This is a genomic window from Terribacillus sp. JSM ZJ617, assembly GCF_044383785.1.
In the GTDB taxonomy this organism is placed as follows: domain Bacteria; phylum Bacillota; class Bacilli; order Bacillales; family Amphibacillaceae; genus Terribacillus.
This window is the reverse complement of record NZ_JBISEQ010000001.1, coordinates 51,546-73,954: the sequence shown is the minus strand read 5'-3', so window position 1 is coordinate 73,954 and position 22,409 is coordinate 51,546. Positions and strand designations below refer to the sequence as shown.

At 44.9% G+C, this 22,409-nt stretch carries 20 protein-coding genes and 1 other annotated feature; of the genes, 3 read left to right on the top strand and 17 right to left on the bottom strand.

Features of this window, described 5'->3' with window-relative positions; genetic code table 11:
- Positions 1-6 precede the first annotated feature (6 nt).
- The 9 genes from ACH6C1_RS00365 to ACH6C1_RS00325 form a co-directional block, all read right to left on the bottom strand.
- Positions 7-858, bottom strand: coding sequence for a two-component system regulatory protein YycI (locus ACH6C1_RS00365; RefSeq protein WP_366248342.1), 852 nt, complete (start codon positions 856-858; stop codon positions 7-9).
- Entirely contained in the window at positions 858-2,150 is a 1,293-nt protein-coding gene (locus ACH6C1_RS00360) for a YycH family regulatory protein (protein ID WP_374073606.1), read from the bottom strand. The genes ACH6C1_RS00365 and ACH6C1_RS00360 overlap by 1 nt, the downstream gene beginning before the upstream one ends.
- Positions 2,147-4,000 carry a cell wall metabolism sensor histidine kinase WalK gene (gene walK, locus ACH6C1_RS00355; protein ID WP_095222021.1) on the bottom strand — a complete coding sequence of 618 codons (1,854 nt, stop codon included), beginning with the start codon at positions 3,998-4,000 and terminating at the stop codon, positions 2,147-2,149. The genes ACH6C1_RS00360 and walK overlap by 4 nt, the downstream gene beginning before the upstream one ends.
- A gap of 5 nt (positions 4,001-4,005) precedes the next feature.
- Positions 4,006-4,710 (bottom strand): response regulator YycF, encoded by a 705-nt coding sequence (gene yycF / locus ACH6C1_RS00350; RefSeq protein ID WP_095219677.1) that lies wholly within the window; start codon positions 4,708-4,710, stop codon positions 4,006-4,008.
- A 178-nt stretch (positions 4,711-4,888) separates the two neighbouring features.
- Positions 4,889-6,178, bottom strand: coding sequence for an adenylosuccinate synthase (locus tag ACH6C1_RS00345; RefSeq protein WP_374073603.1), 1,290 nt, complete (start codon positions 6,176-6,178; stop codon positions 4,889-4,891).
- 152 nt (positions 6,179-6,330) lie between these two features.
- Positions 6,331-7,695, bottom strand: coding sequence for a replicative DNA helicase (dnaB, locus tag ACH6C1_RS00340; RefSeq protein ID WP_095222025.1), 1,365 nt, complete (start codon positions 7,693-7,695; stop codon positions 6,331-6,333).
- A 104-nt stretch (positions 7,696-7,799) separates the two neighbouring features.
- Positions 7,800-8,246 carry a 50S ribosomal protein L9 gene (gene rplI, locus ACH6C1_RS00335; protein ID WP_095222027.1) on the bottom strand — a complete coding sequence of 149 codons (447 nt, stop codon included), beginning with the start codon at positions 8,244-8,246 and terminating at the stop codon, positions 7,800-7,802.
- Positions 8,243-10,210 carry a DHH family phosphoesterase gene (locus ACH6C1_RS00330; protein ID WP_374073601.1) on the bottom strand — a complete coding sequence of 656 codons (1,968 nt, stop codon included), beginning with the start codon at positions 10,208-10,210 and terminating at the stop codon, positions 8,243-8,245. Before ACH6C1_RS00330 ends, rplI begins: the two co-directional genes overlap by 4 nt.
- 36 nt (positions 10,211-10,246) lie before the next feature.
- Positions 10,247-11,185 carry a YybS family protein gene (locus ACH6C1_RS00325; RefSeq protein ID WP_374073597.1) on the bottom strand — a complete coding sequence of 313 codons (939 nt, stop codon included), beginning with the start codon at positions 11,183-11,185 and terminating at the stop codon, positions 10,247-10,249.
- Between the two features lie 756 nt (positions 11,186-11,941).
- On the opposite strand from ACH6C1_RS00325, the gene ACH6C1_RS00320 reads away from it, so the two are divergent.
- Both ACH6C1_RS00320 and ACH6C1_RS00315 read left to right on the top strand, forming a co-directional pair.
- Positions 11,942-12,757 (top strand): histidinol-phosphatase HisJ family protein, encoded by an 816-nt coding sequence (locus tag ACH6C1_RS00320; RefSeq protein ID WP_095222032.1) that lies wholly within the window; start codon positions 11,942-11,944, stop codon positions 12,755-12,757.
- A 205-nt stretch (positions 12,758-12,962) separates the two neighbouring features.
- The gene (locus tag ACH6C1_RS00315; protein ID WP_374073594.1) at positions 12,963-14,279 is read left to right on the top strand and encodes an APC family permease; all 1,317 of its coding nucleotides are present in this window, start codon (positions 12,963-12,965) and stop codon (positions 14,277-14,279) included.
- Positions 14,280-14,311: 32 nt separating this feature from the next.
- On the opposite strand, the gene serA is transcribed toward ACH6C1_RS00315, so the two are convergent.
- Both serA and ACH6C1_RS00305 read right to left on the bottom strand, forming a co-directional pair.
- Positions 14,312-15,895: a phosphoglycerate dehydrogenase gene (serA, locus tag ACH6C1_RS00310; RefSeq protein WP_095222036.1), complete on the bottom strand. Its 1,584-nt coding sequence runs from the start codon at positions 15,893-15,895 to the stop codon at positions 14,312-14,314.
- Positions 15,896-15,897: 2 nt separating this feature from the next.
- Positions 15,898-17,055: a pyridoxal-phosphate-dependent aminotransferase family protein gene (locus ACH6C1_RS00305; protein WP_374073591.1), complete on the bottom strand. Its 1,158-nt coding sequence runs from the start codon at positions 17,053-17,055 to the stop codon at positions 15,898-15,900.
- Between the two features lie 84 nt (positions 17,056-17,139).
- Positions 17,140-17,373: a binding site (T-box leader), on the bottom strand.
- Between the two features lie 164 nt (positions 17,374-17,537).
- On the opposite strand from ACH6C1_RS00305, the gene ACH6C1_RS00300 reads away from it, so the two are divergent.
- Positions 17,538-18,257, top strand: a complete 720-nt coding sequence (locus tag ACH6C1_RS00300; protein ID WP_374073589.1) for an NAD-dependent protein deacylase — start codon at positions 17,538-17,540, stop codon at positions 18,255-18,257.
- A 28-nt stretch (positions 18,258-18,285) separates the two neighbouring features.
- Here ACH6C1_RS00300 and ACH6C1_RS00295 read toward each other — a convergent pair whose 3' ends face one another.
- The 6 genes from ACH6C1_RS00295 to ACH6C1_RS00270 all read right to left on the bottom strand — a co-directional run bounded on the left by ACH6C1_RS00295 (position 18,286) and on the right by ACH6C1_RS00270 (position 22,379).
- Positions 18,286-19,716, bottom strand: a complete 1,431-nt coding sequence (locus ACH6C1_RS00295) for an MDR family MFS transporter (protein ID WP_366248353.1) — start codon at positions 19,714-19,716, stop codon at positions 18,286-18,288.
- A gap of 225 nt (positions 19,717-19,941) precedes the next feature.
- Entirely contained in the window at positions 19,942-20,172 is a 231-nt protein-coding gene (gene rpsR / locus ACH6C1_RS00290; protein ID WP_038562624.1) for a 30S ribosomal protein S18, read from the bottom strand.
- Positions 20,173-20,192: 20 nt separating this feature from the next.
- The gene (gene ssb, locus ACH6C1_RS00285) at positions 20,193-20,699 is read right to left on the bottom strand and encodes a single-stranded DNA-binding protein (protein ID WP_095222054.1); all 507 of its coding nucleotides are present in this window, start codon (positions 20,697-20,699) and stop codon (positions 20,193-20,195) included.
- Positions 20,700-20,711: 12 nt separating this feature from the next.
- Positions 20,712-21,002, bottom strand: coding sequence for a 30S ribosomal protein S6 (gene rpsF, locus ACH6C1_RS00280; protein ID WP_095222056.1), 291 nt, complete (start codon positions 21,000-21,002; stop codon positions 20,712-20,714).
- Between the two features lie 145 nt (positions 21,003-21,147).
- On the bottom strand, positions 21,148-22,248 hold the full coding sequence (ychF, locus tag ACH6C1_RS00275) for a redox-regulated ATPase YchF (RefSeq protein ID WP_095222057.1): 1,101 nt from the start codon (positions 22,246-22,248) through the stop codon (positions 21,148-21,150).
- The gene (locus ACH6C1_RS00270) at positions 22,239-22,379 is read right to left on the bottom strand and encodes a hypothetical protein (RefSeq protein ID WP_176465656.1); all 141 of its coding nucleotides are present in this window, start codon (positions 22,377-22,379) and stop codon (positions 22,239-22,241) included. The genes ychF and ACH6C1_RS00270 overlap by 10 nt, the downstream gene beginning before the upstream one ends.
- Positions 22,380-22,409 lie beyond the last annotated feature (30 nt).

Below are 22,409 nucleotides of genomic sequence, written 5' to 3'. Positions count from 1 at the left end.
CACCTCTTATTGTGTTTCTTCTGTCTCTGGCTGTAAACTGCTTAGAAAACCTGACTCGGTCGGTGCGTACACATATGGATAATCCGGCAGCAGCAAATAAAAGTAATGCTTCGTATTGTTCACTGTTATTTTGTACGCAGGTGCATAGTTCGGCTTTGAAGAAAGCTCAATAGTCGGATAGAAGCCTTTTTCCACTTCAATTGTGTCATTGGCCTCAATATACTGCTGACTTTGCAGTGCTTTAACCGCCTGCTTCTCTGAATACTGCTTTAGATCCCCGTTATGCTCGCTCTTTTTAAAATCCTCGATATATGTTTGTGTATATTCGGTTACATCGTACTCGTCATTGATAGTGACAAGTAGCATGCTATCCGGACTAAAATAAGTTTGTCCTTCACTTGTCTTCTGGAAAAATAGCAGTTTATTCCCTTGCCTGCCCCAATAGGTATAATCATTTCCGTGCAGGACATAATCATCGACAAAGGTGCTTAATTTTTCAGCTGTCTGCTCTTTATCTTCATCGATCGGAACCTCGATCGGCAATTCTTGTGGTTCCTTAAATTTCGCAACAAGCTGATTACGCGAGCTGATATCAAGGTCCATTTGATCCTTTGATGGGATCTTTTCTAATTCTTCTTCTGTAAAAAGAAGCTTTTTAGCTTCATATTGCTGATTTGGTTCCGTTTCTTCATCAGAAAGCTCATTATACCCTGTCACAGTGGACAGAACTTTATCCTGGCTTTCTGTCTCCAGTACTAGCTGTTCCGTTTCTTCCTGCGGAAACAGCTGAAAGATGAGATAAATGTTTAAGACAAGGAAGGCGAGAATGAACATGAGCTTTATTTTATTCCACTGCATCAGCTCTCTCCCCCTGTCTCACTGTCTCCTACCTCATACCATTCTCCCTGGTATTTCACATACCAGCTTGGTTTCAGATGATATTTGTAAATAGCAGAATCATCGTTATCTTCCAAGCGATACCCAATGATAGCATCCTGGATATCACGCGGACTATACTTGTTTTCATTGATCCAGTCTATCACTTGCTGTGCTGTTAGCTGATATTCATTCTGTGAACCACCGGCAACACCAATGTTAAGGAGCGTCCTCTCATAGCTTACTGGTTCGGGAAGATTATCCTGCATGCGGATAGAAATCAAGGAAAGATCATTTGTCTGAAAAACAGGATAGCCGTTACTTATCATCCGAAACTGAAATGTAAAGTTGTTTTCTCCGCTTATAGCATACAAATTATAATCATCCGTCCATCCCTTATGCGTATTGATGGCATTGATTGCAGATTGCAGCTGATCCGTCCTGCTCGTTGTCCCTACGCTGGAAGAGGTTGAATTATATTGATAAGAAGCGAATTGACCATTGTTTCTGAACTTGATCATTTCTAATAAGTTGCTATCCGTATATTGATCTGTACCTTGTACAGATTTTTCCTCCATATAAACATCCGCGAAATCATTCCTGGTAATCGTCTCGCCGCGGACAATACTATCGTTAACATCAGCCGTTTCCGGCAGATAAATTCTATTCCATTCATTTGTATCTGATAAGGAAACTGCAGCATTGAGTTTATCCTCATCGTGAATGAAATCATAGACACTATTTGTGGCAGTAGCAGTTACGACACTCTCCAATGGGTTTTCCTGCCGTTCGTTGACAAAAGTCAATTTTGTCGTCCTGCCATCTTTGCTCGGTTCCAAATACAGTCTTGTAAAGCCACCGTTACCAAGTCTGTTTGTTACGTTCTCTGCTCCTTCAACCTGGAAGAGAGCATTCAGCTGGGAATAGGCAACAGTCACCGGATAAACAAGTTCTATACTCGTCTGGGGCAGTTCCGTTACGCTTCCTGATTTGGTATTCGTAAGTGTCCAGTCAGCCAATCCATTCACGAAGACCTGCTCTTCATCCTTAGAAGTAAAAACAAAGTGACTGCCACCGTTATGCACATACGTATGCGTGGGCCGAACCACATCAGCCAGCTGTTTTTCTGTCCCGTCCAATGTTTTAGGTTCTTCAGTGCCGATTGAATCTGATTTCAAACTGTTAGGCTGAAATGTCCATACATAGGCTGTCAGGACCAAACTTAATGCCACAAGTATGATTAGAAGAATCGTATTGAAAGTTTCCATCTTCATCGCACCTCACCCCTTTTCCGGTTTATCGGAATGGTGAAGAGCACGGTCGTGCCTCTTCCTTCCTTGCTCTCTGCCCAAATGACACCATGATGCGCTTCGACAAGGTCTTTCGCAATTGCAAGGCCAAGACCCGTTCCACCCAGTTTACGTGTACGAGCTTTGTCCGTCCGGTAAAATCGTTCGAATATCTTATCTAGTTTTTCATATGCGATACCCATACCCTCATCGGAAATGCTGACTAATAGCTTCTGGCTGTCTTTACGAAGGCGGAAACGGATGGTACCGCCATCGGGAGAATATTTGATTGCATTACTAATCACGTTATCCAAAACTTGCATAACTTTATCTTTATCAATCGTGACGAGCGCTTCTTCCTTCGGCAAATAGCGTTCGAAATGGATATCATCGCGCTTGTTCATTTCAAAACGGTCAATTACGTGATGGAAGAAGTCAACAAAATTAATTCGATCCCACTCCATCGTGTAGTTGCTGCTATCCATACGGGAGAGCTGCAGCAGATCATTGACAAGCCGGATCATCCGATCCGTTTCCTGCTGGGTTACGTCAAGGAAATGCGGTGCGATTGATTCATCCTTCCATGCACCATCTGTCAGTGCCTCCAAATAACTCCTCATGGTTGTCAGCGGAGTCCGGAGCTCGTGAGATACGTTTGATACAAACTCCCGGCGTTCTTGATCAATTTGTTCCTGTTCGGTAACATCACTGATTACAGTGATGAACCCGCTGATTTGCTCGTATTCATCCTGCACGATCGAGAAATTGCATCGCAGCAGCAAATACTGGTCATCATCACTCATATCAATGATGATCGATCCTGTTTCCTGAATCTCTGTTATATCGACTATCTTTTCATTCAGATTCAATACTTCAATTAGGAATTGACCGCGTACTTCGTCAGCACTTCGTCCAATCAGACTCTCTGCTGGAGCATTCATTAGCGTGATAGCTCCATTCCTGTCGGTCGCGATGACACCATCTGACATATGAGAAAGGACAGAACTAAGCTTGCGGCGTTCTCCCTCAGTCCGCATATGTGCTTGCCGGAGTTCATCATTCATGTGATTGAAAGTACGGGCTAGCTGCCCAATTTCATCCTCTCCATAGACATTCACTCGTTTGGAGAAGTCCCCAGTTGCCATAACACGGGCCTGCTTTTGCATTTCCTTGATTGGTTTCGTTATTGCCCGGGCAATGAGTACCCCTAGGATAGCTGCAAAGATAAGTGCGATAAATGTGGCGCGCAAGAAGATAAGGTTCGTGCTTTTCAGCTGACTATAGACATCTTCAATCGACGTACGAACATAAATCAAGCCGAGCAGTTCACTCTCGCCATTACTATCTGTTCCTTCGATGTTGTAATACGATTTCAGCGTGCGATCGCCTGTGGCTTTATCTATAACGATGTTAAGCTTTGTCTCCGATGCAGGTGCAAAACCATTATTCGTGATCGCTTGAACGATATTATTGTCTGTCACCCTGGAACCGATTGAAGTCTGATCACCAAGCTCACTTGTCCCGACAAGCTGCCTCTGTATATCAATTACCTGTATTTTTGTCTCTCCGCCCTCTGAATAAGTCTTCAGTAAATCCGCGATGTCTTCCTCTAATGTAGGATCGGTCGGGGAACGCTCTTCTTCAAATTCCTGAGCTAATGATTGCTCCAGCCATTGCATATTGGAATCAAGAGAATCACGCGTATTTCTTATCAGCTGGTTTTCCAAGCTGTTGGTAAAAAAGACGCCGATCAACAAAAGGGCGATGATCAGCAGCAAAATGTAAACGACAACCAGTTTTAGGCTCACAGAACGGAAAAAGCCTATTTTATTCATAGATGTTACTCCTGTTCAGGGCTGCGAAGATAATAACCTACACCCCTGCGTGTAATGATCCAGAGCGGACTGCTCGGATTGTCTTCGATTTTCTCCCGGAGACGGCGGACAGTTACGTCAACTGTGCGTACATCGCCGAAATAGTCATATCCCCATACTGTCTCCAGCAAATGTTCACGTGTCATGACTTGTCCGCTGTGACGGGCAAGGTAATGAAGCAATTCAAATTCACGATGCGTCAGTTCTACCTGTACGCCATCATTTGTAACGGTATAGGCTTCCGGATGAATGACAAGCTTACCGATTTCGATATCTTTGTTTTCTTTGCTGTCATCCTCTGGAATTTGAGCCTGTCTGCGTAAATTCGCTTTAACACGGGCAATCACTTCCCGGTTGCTGAAAGGTTTTGTGACATAGTCATCAGCACCAAGCTCAAGACCGAGTACCTTATCAATCTCTGCATCTTTTGCAGTCAGCATGATGATCGGCATATTATGTGTCTTCCGCACTTCACGGCAAACTTCATTGCCATCTTTGTTCGGCAGCATAATATCCAAAAGGATCAAATCCGGGTTCTCTTGCTGCACTAATTCGACAGCTTCATCACCGTCATATGCACAGATCACCTCGTATCCTTCCTTCTCTAAGTTGAATTTCAATATATCAGCGATTGGTTTTTCGTCGTCCACCACTAAGATCTTATGGTTCATCGTATTCCCACGCTTTCCAGTGTTTTTTATCTGAATTGTATTATCTTTTATTACTAGTTCAGTGTTTGCATACCCTTCCTATTTTACAGCAATTTCGGTCAAATGTCTTTGCAAGGGGTCGATTCGGCAGTTTTTGGAAGAAAAAAGAAAAAATCGCCCCTATGGACGATTTTTCAACTTATTGGCTGTATACACTTCTTACTTCGTTTGTTTGTGTACGGTCTGGACCTACAGAGAAGATGCTTAGTGGAATACCTGTAAGCTGGGAAATACGCTCAAGATAGTGGCGCGCATTCGCTGGAAGCTCGCTCAAGTTGCGAACACCTGTAATATCTTCTGTCCAGCCTGGCAGCTCTTCATAAACTGGCTCACATTGCGCCAATTCTTTCAGGCTTGCTGGGAAATGCTCCATGACTTCGCCTTTGTAACGATAAGCAACACAGATTTTCAAGGTTTCGATCCCTGTCAGTACATCGATCGAGTTCAAAGAAAGATCTGTAATACCGCTCACGCGCTGCGCATGACGGACAACTACGCTATCGAACCAGCCCACACGGCGCGGACGGCCTGTTGTTGTACCGTATTCACGACCGACTTCACGGATCTGATCACCGATCTCATCATGCAATTCTGTTGGAAACGGACCATCACCGACACGAGTTGTGTATGCCTTGGAAACACCAACAACGTGATTGATTTTAGTCGGACCTACACCAGAACCGATCGTAACTCCCCCAGCAATCGGGTTGGAGCTTGTAACGAACGGATAAGTACCTTGGTCGATATCAAGCATGACACCCTGTGCACCTTCAAACAGTACGCGGCGGCCTTGATCCAGTGCATTGTTCAGCTCAACGGATGTATCTGTTACATACTTCGCGATTTGCTGTCCATATTCATAGTACTCATCAAGGATTTCTTCTACTGTGAAGGCTTTGCTTTCATAAACTTTCTCGAACAGGCGGTTCTTTTCGTCCAAGTTCTGTTCCAGCTTTTCACGGAAAGCATCTTTGTCCAGCAAATCTGCAATTCGGATACCCATGCGGGCTGCTTTATCCATGTAAGCAGGACCGATACCTTTTTTAGTTGTACCGATTTTATTAACACCTTTTGCTTCTTCCTGAAGCTCATCCAATTTCAGATGATACGGAAGAATGACATGTGCACGGTTGGAAATAACAAGATTATCTGTGCTGACATTGCGCTCGTGCAAATATTTCAATTCTTCTAGCAGCGCCTTTGGATCAATTACCATACCGTTGCCTAATACGCATTTCTTTTCCGGGAAGAAAATTCCCGATGGAATCAAGTGAAGCTTATATGTGACATTATCGAATTTAATTGTGTGGCCAGCATTGTTCCCGCCTTGATAACGAGCAACAACTTCGGCATTTTGTGAAAGGAAGTCAGTGATCTTCCCTTTCCCTTCATCTCCCCATTGGGTTCCTACTACTACTACTGAGGACATCTGTGTGGCACCTCCGCCAAATAAACTATTTTTAACACCTCTAAAGTGTATCAATCCCCAAAACACATGTCAATGATACAACCGAACATTTACTGACTAAGACCTATATTTGTTCGTTAAAAAACACCCTATCGATTGATAGGGTGCAGTAATCATGCCGGTGGAACATCGCTTTCCGAATATCTATGATCCAAATCTACGAATTTATTATACTCTTTCACAAACGCCAGCTCGACTGTTCCTACCGGGCCGTTACGCTGCTTAGCCAGAATGATCTCAATGATATTCTGTTTCTCCGATTCTTTGTCGTAATAATCATCACGATACAAGAAGCCGACGATATCGGCATCCTGCTCGATACTTCCTGATTCACGCAAGTCGGACATCATCGGACGTTTGTCCTGTCGCTGCTCTACTCCACGAGAAAGCTGTGATAGAGCGATTACTGGCACTTCCAGCTCACGGGCTAGAGCTTTTAAGGAACGGGAGATTTCCGATACTTCCTGCTGACGGTTTTCTCCTTTTCCAGAGCTTGAACCCATGATGAGCTGCAAGTAATCAATCAGGATCATCCCCAATCCGCCTTCCTGCTTCAGACGACGGCATTTGGACCTGATATCACTTACACGGATACCAGGCGTATCATCGATATAAACCCCTGCATTAGACAGGCTCCCCATTGCCATCGTGAGTTTGGCCCAGTCTTCCGCTTGCAGACTTCCTGTCCGCAGACGCTGTGCATCGATATTCCCCTCTGCACAGAGCATACGTGATACAAGCTGTGATGCACCCATCTCCAAGCTGAAGATAGCTACATTTTCCCCTGCATGTATCGATACATTTTGTGCAATGTTCAAGGCAAATGCTGTCTTACCTACAGAAGGACGGGCAGCAATGATGATCAAATCATTACGCTGGAATCCGGAGGTCATTTTATCTAAGTCACGGTAACCAGTCGGAATACCTGTAATAGAAGCGTTTTGATGATGTAATTTCTCGATATTATCGTATACTTCGATCAAAACGTCCTTTATGTTCTGAAAAGCTCCGGAATTTTTACGGCCGGATACTTCCATAATCGATTTCTCTGCTTCGTTGAGAACATCCTCGACAGCATCTTCTTTAGCGAAGCTGGATGTGACAATATCCGTGGCAGAACGTATAAGTCGGCGCAGCAGCGCCTTTTCAGCTACGATTTTGCTGTAATATTCAATATTTGCTGCAGTTGGAACGGCGTTAGCAAGATCGCTCAAATACGAAACGCCACCGACCTCCTCCAACAATTTTGCATTAGCAAGTGCAGTGGTGACGGTTACCAGGTCAACTGGTTCTCCCCTATCGGATAGGCGCATCATCGCATCAAAGATACGCTGGTGGCTTGCTCGGTAGAAATCGTCCGCTACAACCTGTTCCGATGCTCTCGATAAAGCTTCCGGTTCCAGGAAAATAGCACCAATTACAGCTTGCTCTGCTTCTATATTATGTGGAGGGGTCCGATCATTCCAGACTTCTTCCATCATGATTCCCCCATTTCTGGCATACTGCTACCATTGTACCGAAATATCCCCCTTTTGTGTAAAAAGGGGGATGGAAAACTGCTAGTATTTTGTTGGAAAAAATATTATTGCTCGCTGATATGGACTTTCACTTTACCTGTTACTTCCGGATGCAGCTTCACATCCAAGTCACGATAACCAAGAGCCCGGATCGGTTCGTTCAGTTCGATCTTCCGTTTGTCCAATTTAATTTTATGAGCTTTTTTCAGCTCATCAGCGATTTGTTTGCTTGTGATAGATCCGAATAGACGGCCGCCTTCTCCGGATTTCGCTTTTACTTCTACTGTTAGGTTAGCAAGCGTTTCACGCAATTTTTTCGCATCCTCCACTTCCTGGAGTTCAAGCTGATGCTGTTTATTGTCTTTTGCTTCCTGTACTTTCACATTGCCTTTTGTAGCTGGTACAGCCAAGTTATTTTTAAGCAAGTAATTGCGTGCATAACCATCTGGCACTTCTTTTACTTGTCCTTTTTTCCCTTTACCTTTTACGTCTTCTGTAAAGATTACTTTCATTCTTCTTTTCTCCCTTCAACATATTCATCAATGATCAGCTGCAACTCTTCCTTCGCTGCTTCTACTGTTGTGTCAGCGATCTGTGTAGCAGCATTTGTCAAATGTCCGCCGCCATTCATCCTCTCCATGATCACTTGAACATTCACTTGTCCAAGTGATCTGGCGCTGATACCAATACGGCCATCTTCCCGCTCGGAAATGACAAAGCTGGCACTCACACCATCCATCGTCAGCAATGTATCTGCTGCCTGAGCAATGACAACCGGCCCGAATACCTGCCCTTTTTCACCTGCAGAAATTGCGATGCCTTCCCGGTAGAGCTCCGTATTCTCAATTAAGTGCGCCCGTTTGACATACGTATCCAAGTCCTCTTTCATGAAACGCTGGACAAGGACGGTATCAGCGCCTTTGGAGCGTAAATAGGATGCCGCATCGAATGTTCTTGACCCGGTACGAAGCGTGAAGCTTTTCGTATCGACAATAATTCCCGCGAGCAAGGCACTTGCTTCCAAGGTGGACAATCGCAGCTTCTTAGGCTGATAGTCCAATAGCTCTGTCACAAGCTCTGCTGTCGAGGATGCATATGGCTCCATATAGACGAGCGTCGGCTTTTCAATGAATTCCTCTGCCCGGCGATGGTGGTCGATCACCACAACATGTTCCGTTTTGCTGAGCAGTCTATCATCAGCTACCATTACAGGCTTGTGCGTATCAACAACGACAACAAGTGTGTTCTTCGTTACACGATCGAGCGCTTCTTCTGGACTGATGAATTGTTCCCAAAGCTCTTCATCCTTTTGAATGGCCGACATCAGCTTAGAAACGCCTGTAATATCCTGCTTGTCAAGGACAATATGCCCGACAATATCATTTGCTTCTGCAATTTTCAAGATTCCGATGGCAGCTCCGATTGAATCCATATCCGGCGCTTTATGCCCCATGATGAGCACCTGCTCACTCTGCTTGACCAATTCCTTCAGCGCATGAGATATAACACGTGCCCGAACCCTGGTCCGTTTTTCCATCGGATTCGTTTTGCCGCCATAGAAGCGCACCTTGCCGGCTTCTCCTTTGATGGCAACCTGGTCTCCGCCACGTCCCAACGCCAAATCCAAGCTTGATTGTGCAAGTTCCCCAAGCTCAGGTAATGTCTGCCCGCCGGCTCCGACACCTATACTAAGGGTGATCGGTATATTCTGATCTGTTATCAAGCCGCGAATTTCATCGAGAATCTCAAATTTCGTCTTTTCCAGTTCCCTCAAAATGCGCTGATTGAGTACTGCCAAGAATCGTTCCTGAGATGTACGCTTTAAGTAAAGACCTTTTTGGCGTGACCACTCATTCAATTGAGCTGTCACACGGGAATTGATCTGACTTTTCGCTGTGTCATCCAGATTCTGGGTCATCTCTTCATAGTTATCAAGAAAAATGATAGCTAGAACGGTCTGTTCTTCATTATATAAGTTCTGGATTTCCAACTGCTTCGTCCGATCGAATAAATACAGAAGCCGCTCTTCCTTTTTGATCACTGTCAGGAAATCATAATCATCAAGCGTAATCCAAACCTCGTTTTTTTCGTCCTTGATTGCTGGTATCAGCGCATCAGATAAATCATCCAGCGGGGCACCCACAAGTGTATCCTCCGCAAACCTATTCATATAAGGCGTCGTCCATTCAATCTGGTAATTCTCGCTGTACAGTACGATCCCGATCGGCATCTCCAAAAGTGCTTCCTCGCCGACCTTCTTGACACGGTGGGACATTGTCGAAATGTACTCCTCCGTCTGGTCCTGCATTCGCTGTTCCGTCAGTATACTGTAGAAAAAAGACAGAGCCAGGAGCACTGTCAGCGGCAGCCCAAGCTTCCATTCATAAAACCATACACAAACAAGCAGGATGACAGCAAGTACATATGTCACGATCAAATGCTTACTCAATGCTGGTTTCTTAAATATCTCTGGCATATATGTCAGCTCCTAAACCTAAATTCCGCGACCATGCTACTTTTTGCTGCTCATCCGCTCCCGCAGCCTGAATCCTACATCAATTATACCCAAAATACGCACAAGATACAGCAGTACTGTCCCGAAAAGGACCGATAGTACGACCGCAAGAATCGGCAGGACTTTTGGCAGATTCCGGTGGTGGGCAAAATAGAAGAAGAACGAGAATCCTTGCAGCACGAGAAGGATTCCGGCAAGCTCCGTGACATTGGCGACAATCGGATAGAGCCATCCATTTGGATCCATATCGAACCAGCGGGCGAATGAACCGATGAAATAGATGAATAATACGATGACCGGCAGGTTGAATCGGCGGAATGGCGGATAAAGGATCCGATCTTTGCTCTGACGATTATGGATCTTTTGAGCCAGCCATTGCGTGATGAAAGCATACAGCAGGGAGCCGGCAGCAATCATTGTCGGAATCAGCACCATGATATAATCAAACATAGCATTGACCTGTTCCCACTGGGCATCTGTTACTGTCACCCCGACCGTATCCATCTCAGATTGAACCGATTGGATCGTAGCCTGATAGCTTGTTTGAACTTCGTCAATGATGTTTATTCCTGATACAAATTGCGTACCTGCCAGGAATATAGTGAATCCTAGTGCATACCCTGCAGTTCCTTTTAATAAAGCTTCATAAGTCGATTGCTTGTGATGAAGGGAATAACCCGTCGCTGCCGCTCCAATCACAACTGAAATCGTAATGAAAAACCCGGCAAGTGTCCCTATGAAGGAAAGAAGCAGAATGGCGATAGCAAAGTAGATACCTGGCTTGAAACCATGGCGGATCCAATAGAGGATGATCGGTACTGGCATGGCGAACGTCGCCAGGATACTGATCACTGGTGCAAAAGTTGCGATAAGCAGCAGCACCAGATAAATCCCCGCAAGCATAGCTCCTTCCGTCAATTGTCGAGTATTGTTCATGAATCGTGACACCCCATTTAAATATGTAATCTTGCACTTGTAGAAAAAGCACAGCTGCATAGGCTGTGCTTACGTTCGTTTGTAATGGACGAAGGCATGAGAAAAAAGCTGTTCATCCGAAAAAATGCTACCCCACGATTATACCCGAAAGAAAGTCTTCAAACAAATGATTCGCCGTGAAGATAGTCCCACCAGCTGCTAAGTTTGTGAATATCTTAATTTACCTGTTTATTTTTCTGAAATGAGCCTTTATAATAGTGAGACAACCTTACAACGGGTTAGCACTACATACTACATACCTCATTAGCCACTAATGAGACGAACCTCAAAATCGGCTGCATCGCGACAAGCATGCAGTCGATTTTTCTTTTCCACACTTTTTACACAATTTTTCTACCGAAACAGGAAGAAGTACAAGATTCCTGCGTGCTATGATTATTCCAAGATCAGATCAGGTTATAAACACAACGAAACGGGTAAACAAAAACCAATTCAATCTACGGAAAGGACCGGAATACCATGAAAAATAGTCACTTCAATGCGATTCTCGCAGCAACACTTTTAATCAGCAGCATCGGCGGTTACTTGCACTCTATCTTCTAATCCTATATCCCTGGAAAGCTCTTCCTTATAAAGGCGGAGCTTTTTTTATTATTTCAGAAGTTCAGCTTTCGGGCAGGTTGTGAAATCTCCTCTTGGAACATCCTGCAGAATATGTCACACTATTTTTAACTTAACCGTTAGGAGTTGGACGTTTTGTTGACCGATTATCATGTACATATGGCAGAAACTGGCTCGTTTACTTTGGACTATATCCGCCAATATCTCAGTGCGGCGAAAGAAAAAGGGATTGAAGAATTCGGGATTTCGGAGCATGCATACTTCTTTCAAGAAACAAACAAAATCCTATCCAACCCGTGGGTAGAAAACCGCCGGACACTTCATTTTCAGGATTATCTCGCTTTTTTCAAAGAGATCAAACAAGCTGAACTTCCTGTCAAAATGGGAATCGAGATGGATTACACACCTGGTAAGGAAGCCGAAATGGCAGAATTCCTCGATCAGCATCCTTTCGACTACGTCATCGGGTCCGTCCACTGGATTCGTGAGTGGGGAATCGATCTGGATATTTATAAAGAAGAATATGAAAAACGGGATCTGAAGCAGGCGTACCGTGATTATTATGACCAAATCATCACACTTGCCCAGTCCAAGTTATTCAGCTTTGTCGGCCATATTGATCTGATTAAGATTTTCGGCTATAAACCAGACGATCAAGCCTTTGTCGAAGGAGAATATGATCGAGTTGTCAAAGCGCTCTCAGAAAATGACACATGCATTGAAATCAGCACAGCTGGTCTGCGGAAGCCAGTCGGGGAAATATATCCCGATCCCGTACTATTGCAGAAATGCTATGATGCTGGTGTCGGCATCGTGATAAACTCCGATGCACACGCACCAAAGCATGTAGGTTATGCATACCAACAGGCAATAGAGCTTGCCAAACAGGTCGGCTATACTGAGATTCAAACATTCGAAAAGCGCCAGCGCAAAGCAATGCCGCTAGGCTGAACAAACACATAACTACTCTTTATTTGGAGACACTATCCAGAGGAGCTGCAGATTGCTGCAAGCTCCTTTCTTTTATGATAAAACCCTTACATGTCAGAATACTTTTTCTAGTTTCTATTTGCAGGCACATTTCCTATAATGAACTACATATCTTCATTACTACACTAAAGGAATGCAGTATGCTGCGTCGATAAGGAGTGACATCATGAATCAACCAGAGAACACAGCATTAAAGAAGGAAATCGGACTATTTCTAGGTTTATCCATCGTAGTAGGAACCATCATCGGCTCTGGAGTATTTATGAAGCCAGGCCCTGTGCTGAGTCATGCTGGCAGTTCTGAAATTGCTATGCTCGCTTGGTTAATCGGCGGACTGCTGACACTCGCTGGCGGTCTGACCATTGCTGAAGTCGGTGTACAAATTCCAAAGACTGGCGGTTTGTACGCGTACTTAGAAGAAACGTATGGAGAACTATGGGGCTTCTTATGCGGCTGGGTGCAAACGATTCTTTATGGACCAGCCATCATCGGGGCTCTCGGACTATACTTCGGAACTCTCATGGTCAATTTGTTCGGCTGGAATACAAAATGGACAGCGGCTGTTGGTATCGCAAGCGTCGTGTTCCTTTGTATCATTAACATATTAGGCACAAAACTCGGCGGTGCTGTACAGCTTGTTACGACAATCGGCAAGCTGCTCCCAATCCTGCTTATTGTTATCTTCGGTTTTTGGAAAGGCGATGCGGACTTTTTCAGCGCAGTACCGGAAGCCATTTCCGATATAAACTTCGGCGCGGCCGTATTAGCCACACTGTTCGCTTATGATGGCTGGATCATGCTTGCTTCCATGGGCGGCGAAATGAAGAATCCGGAAAAGACATTACCAAGAGCGATGATCGGCGGTATTCTGATCGTGACAGCTTGTTACCTGTTTATCAACGCTGCCATGCTTTATATCCTGCCTGCAGCAGAAATTGTAAGTCTGAACACAAATGCAGCTAGCACAGCAGCTAAGCTTGTGCTAGGTGATGCCGGTGAGATTATCGTTAGTTTGGGTATCATCGTCAGCATTTTCGGCTGTCTAAATGGTAAGATCCTCACATTCCCGCGTATTCCATTCGCAATGGCTGAACGCGGTCAGCTGCCGTTTTCCAACCTGCTCAAAAAGGTGCATCCTACCTTGCATACACCTTGGGTCGCAGTCATTTTGCAGCTTGTGCTTTCTATCATCTTCATGCTTGTCAGCAATCCTGATAAGCTGTCTGAAATCAGCATTTTCACGATCTATATGTTTTATGTTCTCGCTTTTTATGCTGTTTTCATCTTGCGGAGGCGTAATAAAGGAAAAGAACGTGCTTATAGTGTGCCGCTCTATCCGTTCATCCCGATTGCAGCAATTGCAGGCTCTTTGTTTGTCTTGATCAGTACATTATTCACAGACTTCCTTAGCTGCCTTCTCTCAATCGGAATAGCAGTCATCGGCCTTCCGATATTTTATATGTTAAAAGCCAAAAAGCGCTAAAAAAGCGAGCAGACATAGTCTGCTCGCTTTTTTTATATCGTGATAGCTGTCACATCAAAAATGTCATCCAGCTGTTTTAATCCTTCCACTTCTTCTTTCTGCGGCTCTTTATCGACCGTCAGCATCATGATTGCGTCGCCGCCCTCATTTGAGCGCCCTACCTGCATCGTTGCGATATTGACTGCGTATTTAGCAAGTAATGTACCTACACGGCCAATTGCTCCTGGCTGGTCTTTATGTCGGACGAGCAACATATGGCCGGCTGGCGTGACATCGACATAATAGTCATCCACCTTCACAATACGTGCTCCTAAACCATTAACCAATGTTCCTGCTACTTGATGCGTCACGGTTGCCGATTTTGCCTCGACTGTTACCAGACTAGTGAAACCTCTTGTTGTAGATGTTTTTTGCTCATTGATTGTGATACCGCGTTTCTTGGCTAGGTGAGTCGCGTTTACGTCATTTACATTTCCTAGATAACGCTGCAGCAACCCTTTGACTGTATTTCGTGTCAATGGAGCAACCTCTTGGTCTGCCAGATCTCCCGCATAATAGACGGTCACTTCCTCTATTGCATCAGGCATTGTGCGCGCCAGGAAGGCTCCGAGCTTTTCAGCAAGATCAAAGTAAGGCTGGATTTTCCGCATCACTTCAGGAGAAATGGAAGAGAAGTTGACCGGATGGATCGCCTGACCTCCTTGCAGAATCTGCATCACATCTTTGCTGACGTCAATCGCAACGTTTTCCTGCGCTTCCACTGTGCTTGCACCTAGATGCGGTGTGGCAATAACCTGCGGCAGCTCCAGCAGTTTATGATGAACTGCCGGCTCCTCTTCGAACACATCCAATGCAGCGCCAGCTACCTTCCCGCTGATGATTGCTTCATACAAAGCATCCTCATCAATAATCCCGCCTCTTGCACAGTTCATGATCTGCACACCATCTTTCATCTGTGCGAAAGCTTCAGTGGAAATCATATGATGTGTTTCTTTCAGCAATGGGGTATGAACTGTCAGGAAGTCACTCGCAGCAAAGACCTCTTCCAGTGTTCCATAGCCAATCCCCATCTTATCCGCACGGTCTTTTGTCAGGAATGGATCATAGGCGATTACATCCATACGCTGTCCCTTTGCACGGTATGCAACTTCTGCCCCGATTCGTCCCATGCCGACAATACCAAGTGTCTTACCTTTCAATTCCACGCCGATATGCTGCTTACGTTCCCAGCGTTCTTCCTTCAAAGCAAGGAAAGCCTGCGGGATGTTGCGCGCAAGTGACATCATCATCGCAACTGTATGCTCAGCAGCGGAGTTAGTATTCCCATCCGGTGCGTTGACAACGACTATGCCAAGCTCTGTTGCAGCTTCCAGATCGATATTATCCACCCCAACACCAGCACGCCCGATCACTTTAAGATTAGGAGCTGCTTCCATGATTGCACGTGTAACAGTCGTCTGGCTGCGGACAAGCAGCGCATGATATTTACTGATCTTTTGGATGATTTCTGCTTCCGTCAGGCCAGTGTCCACTGTAACAGCAAAGTCATCTGCTTGTGTTAATGGGGCCATGCCTTCTTCACTTAACGGATCACTGATTAGTACGTGGTAAGTCATGTTCAATTCGCTCCTTGTTCCAAGTAGATTTGCTGTGCTGCTGCTGTGCCTGCGCCTAATGTGATCTGTTTGCCAATTTTCACAAGACCGATTTCCACTGCTCCGATAATCTGCAGTACATCTGCCGGAGAGCAATATCCCATATGACCAATCCGGAAAATTTCTCCCTTCATATGCTGCTGTCCGCCTGCAAACGCCAGGTTGAACTCCTGCTTCACTTGCTTACGCAGCTGCTCGGCGTCGAAGTCTGCCGGTTTAATGGCCGTAACTGTCGGAGAAGCATTAGCATCCTCTACTAGCAACGGTATATCTAACGCACGGAAAGCAGCTCTTGTCATATCCCGCATCAGCCGATGTCTAGCATACACCTGCTCCAGCCCTTCTTCCTCAAGCAATGAGAGCACTTGCTCCAGTCCGAACAATATGGATAAAGCCGGTGTGAATGGTGTGCTGTCCTTTTCGAGTCCATCCCGATATTTTGTCAGATCCAGATAGAACCGGGGTTGAGTATTTGCTTCAATCACACGCCATGCCCGGTCACTTACTACAGCGAAGAACATGCCTCCAGGCAGCATAAATGCCTTTTGCGTTCCTGTCACCAAAATGTCGATGCCCCATTTATCAAATTCCGTCTCTACACCTGCCACACAGGATACGCCATCAACGATGACCAAAGCCTCCGATACATCATGGACTGCTTCTGCGATTTCCTTGATTGGGTTCAGCACTCCTGTGGACGTTTCACAATATGTGACGAAAACAGAGCTGATTTCCGGATGTTTATGCAAGAATGTCTTGATATCCTCCGGATTTACCGCTTCTCCCCATGTAACGTCCAAACGATGTACTTGAAGCTGATATGCTTGGGCTATTTTTACAAATCGATCACCAAAAGCACCTACGACTACAATCAACACGTCATCTCCTGGCTTGGAAGTATTGGCTACTGCCGCTTCCAAGCCGGCTGTACCGCTGCCTGTCACAAGCAGTACATCGTGTTCTGTTCCGAATACGGGCTTCAATTTCGGCTTGATCCGCTGCAGCAAAGCTGTTGTCTCTGCACCGCGATGGCCGATCATCGGCTGGCTCATTGCGCGCTGTACACTAGGCGGAATTGGTGATGGTCCTGGAATCCGTAGTAAAAGTTGATCTGGTAACATAATTTCTTTTCCTCCTTGGATTGTAAGATATCTTCACAGGTAAAAGAGCCCATAAGAAAAGCCTTCCGCTCCCTTACCTGATAAGTAAGGGGCGAAAAGCTTGGATCTACTCACGCGGTGCCACCCTTTTTCACTGTCTGCTTCCACACGACAGCCTTCATTGAAGCTATGCATAACGGGCATATACCGGACAAACCTACTAAATTCAGCCTGCCTATTCAGAAGTGCTGCCCTTTGACGAATTATGCTAGTTCACACCAGCCACTAGCTCTCTTGGATAATCACGAACAAAGGTATGATCTTCATCAACATAGTTATGTTTTGGTTCAATTTTTTATTTATCATAGCAGACTTACAGTCATTGTCAATATGTTTTCTAATAATTATAGCAAATCCGATTGTTCGGATTTTGCTGTTATCTGCTTCCTTCTGCCTTTTTTGCTATACTGGAAAAAATAATAAATGCACTGGAGGTATGAAACATGCAATTGGAAACAGCAGCTAAAATGATCGCAGGTGCTTCATCAGTCGCAGTCTTGACTGGAGCTGGCGTATCCACTGCCAGCGGTATTCCTGATTTCCGCTCCACCACTGGCCTTTGGACTGCTGATGAATCCCGGGAATACTATATCTCCAATCACTATTTTTATAAGAATCCAGTAGATTTCTGGCAGAAATACAAGGATATTTTCCGCGTGAAGCTGCTAAAGGATTACGGTCCGAACCATGTACATCGCTATCTCAGAGACTTAGAAGTGAACGGAAAACAAATCGCTGTCATCACCCAGAATGTTGATGGTCTTCATACCCTTGCAGGTAATGAGCATGTCATTGAATACCATGGTACTTTGAATAGTGCCACATGCCCGAACTGCGGCAGGAGCTATGGCTTGCCTTATCTATTGGCAGCTGAAACCCCTGTTTGCGAAAGTTGTGAGCATGTGCTGAAGCCGGATGTTGTTTTGTTTGGTGATCCGATTACCGAGCATGACAGAGCAGAACGGGCGATACAGCAGAGCGAACTGGTACTTGTATTAGGAACATCCCTGCTCGTCAGTCCATTCAACATGCTTCCTGAATACGCCAGCTCACTTGGAAAGCCATCCATCCTGATCAATCGGGAACCAACAGTCATGGATGAGCTATTTGATATTATCATTCATGATGATCTTTCCAAAATTGTGCAGCAGCTACAAAAATAGCGAGCCCCCTCAGGGAACTCGCTATTTTTCATTCGTATTGATAATGGTGAACTGGTTTGGATTGTTTGACTAACAGAACGAATACTACGGCGGCAACAGCAAAGGCCCCTGCAATAGTAAACGCAAACTGTAAGCCAGCTGTCATCGCCTGATCAGCACTCTGGGAAGCTACAGCTTGGCTCCCGCCGCTCATCAAGGTGATGAACAGTGCCGGACCAATTGCCCCAGAGATTTGATTAAAGGCATTCAGAGAAGCACTGCCATGAGAATAGAGCTCTTCCGTCAATTGGTTCAGACCCAATGTCGTCATCGGTGTCAGAATCAGCCCAATTGCGAAAGTAAAGCCAACATACAGCAACGTAAACTGCAGCATTGTCGTTTCAGTTGAAATTGTCGTCATCAACCCGATCATTGCTACTAGAAGTACTGTTCCTGTGATAGCAAATGGCTTAGGACCGAATCTATCGGAAAGACGGCCAGTAAGCAATGCCATGATTGCAATCATGATACCGCCTGGGAACAGGACTATACCAGAATCAAAAGCACTGATTCCTAAAGCATCCTGCATGAACACAGGCAAGAGAATCATCGCTGCAAAGAAGCACATCATGACTGTAATGGTCACTAAAATTGCCATTAAGAAATTTTTATTTTTGTATGGGCGCAAATCCAGCATCGGCGTCTCCAAATTGAATTGACGATAAGCGAAATATGCAATCGCAGCTAGGCCAATCATTAAAGCGCCCAATACTAACGGACTTGTCCATCCTTCTGCTCCAGCACTGCTGAATCCGATGACGATGGAACCAAAACCGATCACTGCCAGCACGACAGATAGGATATCGATCTTTGTACGCTTCGTCTCCAGCACATTCCGAACATAATAAGCAGCAAAGCCAAGCAAAACAAGTGTCACAGGCAATACGCTGATGAACACAAATCGCCAGGAAGCTTGTTCCACAACAAGACCGGAAAATACAGGACCGATAGCAGGTGCAAACAGTATCACTACCATGAGCAACCCAAGCATGGAACCGCGCTTGGCGAGCGGTGTGATCGTAATGATCACTGTCGTTACAAGCGGGATGATAATCCCTGAACCAGAAGCTTGAATCACACGTCCGAGCAACAGAATTGAAAAGTTAGGAGCAATACCGGCAATCAGCGTTCCTATAAAGAAAAACGATAGTGCAGTCAGCAATAATTGCCGCGTGGTAAAACGCTGCATCAGATAAGCACTGATCGGAATAAGAATACCGATTGTCAGCATATAACCGGTTGAAAGCCAATGAGCAGTCGTCGTTTGGATTCCAAGGGTCTCTTCTATATTGGGCAAAGCGACATTCATCACAGTTTCATTTATCAATGCAATGAAATTCCCCACCATTAAGACAATGATCAACGGAATACGATTTTCCACTTGCACATGCTTGTCAATTGTTTGTGTAGTAGCAGCCATATAGATGCTCCTTTCCATCTGTCAGATTAAGAATCAACTTTTCCCATTATAAGGGTTCTGCTATGAGATTCAAGCATCTTGTTCGTAATAGGCGCTTATTATCAAATTAATTAAATTCTGAAAACTAGATGCAAAAAGAGACCCTCCATATAGAGCCTCTTGTCGTATACTCAGCTATTAAAATATATAAAAAAAGCATCATCCATCAGGATGATGCTTTTCTCATTACTCGCTCACGTATGGCAATAGAGCCATTTGACGAGAACGTTTGATAGCGATTGTCAATTTACGCTGGTATTTTGCAGAAGTTCCAGTCACACGGCGAGGAAGAATTTTTCCACGCTCGGAGATGAAACGTCTAAGCAAATCAACGTCTTTGTAATCGATGTAAGTGATGCCATTTGCTGTGAAATAACATACTTTTCTGCGCTTAGCGCGACCACGACGTGCTGCCATATCAGATTGCCTCCCTTAAATTAGAATGGTAGATCATCATCGGAAATATCGATCGGTTCACCTTTATCACGGAAAGGATCTTGGTCGTTATTTCGATTATAGTTATTATTATTGTTATTGTTGCTATTGAAATTGTTATTATTGTTGTTGAAGTTCGAGTTCTGATTTTGGTATCCAGAAGAACCTTGTCCGCCTCCTTGAGAGCCACCTTTGGTCTCGAGGAATTGCACGCTATCCGCAACAATTTCTGTTACATATACACGATTACCCTCTTGATTATCGAAGCTTCTCGTTTGGACACGGCCATCTACGCCAACCAGACTTCCTTTGCTCATGAAGTTCGCCAGATTTTCAGCTGGACGTCTCCATACAACACAGTTTATGAAATCTGCCTCACGTTCGCCTGACTGATTAGAGAAAGGACGGTTTACTGCTAAGGTAAAGTTGGCAACTGCCACTCCATTTGGTGTATAACGCAGGTCCGGATCCTTGGTTAATCTGCCGACAAGTACGACACGATTTAACATCAGAACCCCTCCTTATTTCTCGTCTAGACGAATAGCCATCTGACGAATAATATCATCAGAGAACTTCGCTTGACGGTCGAATTCATTAATAGCGGCTTCGTTGCCGTTTAGATTAATGACGTAGTAGTAGCCATCACGGTAATCGTTGATTTCGTAAGCAAGACGTTTCTTGCCTTTCTCGTCAACTTTCACGATTTCCGCACCGTTATCAGTTAGGATTCCGTTGAAACGCTCAACTAGAGCAGTTTTAGCTTCTTCCTCGATATCTGGGCGGACGATGTACATGATTTCGTATTCTCTCATCCGTTTGCACCTCCTTTTGGACTTAACGGCTCTTATCTTTCATAAGAGCAAGGAGTAATCTTAATTACTCACAATGATGAATTATAGCAAATTATCTGCCGTTAAGCAAGCTGTTTCCACATATTTGCAAGATGAGGATCCGACCTTACACGTTGAAACGGAAATGCATGACATCCCCGTCTTTCACCAAATACTCTTTTCCTTCCAAGCGAACCTTACCGCGTTCTTTCGCAACACTCATAGAACCCGCATCAACTAGATCCTCGTAGGAAACTGTTTCCGCACGAATGAATCCTTTTTCAAAGTCACTATGGATGATACCAGCTGCCTGAGGAGCTTTGATGCCCATAGGGAACGTCCAAGCACGAACTTCTTGTTCACCAGCCGTGAAGTAAGTTGCAAGCCCAAGAAGGCTGTAAGACGCCTTGATCAGCTGATCCAAACCGGACTCCGGAATACCTAGCTCTTCTAGGAACATTTCTTTTTCCTCTCCTTCGAGCTCTGCAATTTCCGATTCAATCTTCGCACATACAACAATCACCTGCGCACCTTCGTTTGCAGCGAACTCCTGCACTTTTACAAGATTCTGATTGGCAGAAGGATCTGCTACTTCTTCTTCGCTCACGTTAGCAGCATACAAGACTGGTTTGCTTGTCAATAGGTGCAAGCCTTTCACAATCTTACTTTGCTCCTCAGTAAATTCCAGCGCACGTGCTGGCTGTTCGTTCTCTAATCCATCCTTGATTTTGGACAGGATCTCTTGTTCTACAACAGCTTCTTTGTCTTTTTGACGTGCAAGTTTTTCCACACGCTGCAGACGTTTGTTGACAGAATCAAGATCCGCAAAGATCAATTCCAAGTTAATCGTCTCGATATCATCGATAGGATCTACTTTACCGGATACATGCGTAATATTTTCATCATCAAAGCAGCGCACGACGTGAACGATTGCATCCACTTGTCTGATGTGTGATAGGAACTGGTTTCCTAGTCCCTCCCCTTTACTTGCACCTTTTACGATACCAGCGATATCGGTGAACTCAAATGCAGTCGGGATGGTTTTTTTCGGTTTGACCAGTTCAGTCAATTTATTTAAACGTGAATCAGGGACTTCTACGATGCCGACATTCGGATCGATCGTACAGAACGGATAGTTTGCAGATTCCGCTCCCGCCTGTGTGATCGCATTGAACAATGTGGATTTACCGACGTTTGGTAATCCGACAATACCTGCTGTTAAAGCCATGTAATCTTCCACTCCTTAAGTGTCCTGGCCGCTTTTACGTACAGCCGGCCAAAATAGATCTGCTTACTGAACACTCCGCCCAAAGGCAGGGAAGATGGGGCAGTACCGGTAACTGACTTACGATATATCATGTCAGCTTGCCCTTACTTTGTCCAAGTAAA